Source organism: Cellulophaga sp. 20_2_10 (assembly GCF_023476645.1).
Taxonomy (GTDB): domain Bacteria; phylum Bacteroidota; class Bacteroidia; order Flavobacteriales; family Flavobacteriaceae; genus Cellulophaga.
In genome coordinates this window covers 31,738-32,537 of record NZ_JAMCOJ010000002.1, presented here as the reverse complement: position 1 = coordinate 32,537, position 800 = coordinate 31,738, and the positions used below count along the sequence as shown (strand labels likewise).

The following is an 800-nucleotide window of genomic DNA, read 5'->3' as shown; positions in this document are numbered from 1 at the left end:
GTAGTAAAAACAGAAGGGTATAACAACCAAGAATTTGTTGGCGCAGGTTTAGCTTTTTATGAGTTTAGTTTTACTTTTAAAGCAGAAGTGCCTTTTGAGTTTGAAGGCTGGAGCAATGGTATAGATTTACGGAAGGTAGATTCTACACTTTTAAAACAAAAAATTATTAGTTACTTTGAAGCATACAAGAAGTTACACGATCAAAAAAATGAAAGTAGTAAATCTAAAGAGCACTTTGACCAATTATTAAGAGAAGGTACTTCTGAATATTGGAATAAAAAAGAAATTAAAAGAGTTTATGATGAAATGGTATATTCTGTATCTTTAGAAAACAAAGAATTTCAACCATTAAAAAACTATGAATTGGCTTTTTTTGGAGATGGAAAAATAGCAACTCTAAAGCATAGTAGTCATTTAGATGTAGACTCTCGTTTAAGAGGTCAATCTGCCTTATATTTTTTATTTAACAATAAGAGCAGGGCTCGTTTTCTAGGTGTGTATTTATATATGGATAAAGACAACTACACGGGTAAAGATGAAGACATACAGTTAGAAATGATAAAATAATATGCTTAAAAAAATATTTTTCTATAGTTGGTTTTTAGTGTTTTGGGTGAGCTGCGCCCAAAATACTAAAACTACCAAAAATATGAACACTACAGACCAAGATAGTATTACCATACAGAATGTTACAGACAAAATGTGGCAAGCTATGCCTAAGTATAATGAGCAACCTATGTATTTGCTCCGTATAAACCAAGAGTATTGTACCTACGAGGTTTTAGTAAATGACATCCCCA

Annotated in this window: 1 protein-coding gene; it reads left to right on the top strand. The window is 31.2% G+C overall.

The window, feature by feature from the left end; translation table 11 throughout:
* Positions 1-567: hypothetical protein (locus M4I21_RS03995; protein WP_249557825.1), on the top strand; the 567-nt coding region annotated here is incomplete at its 5' end.
* Positions 568-800: the final 233 nt, after the last annotated feature.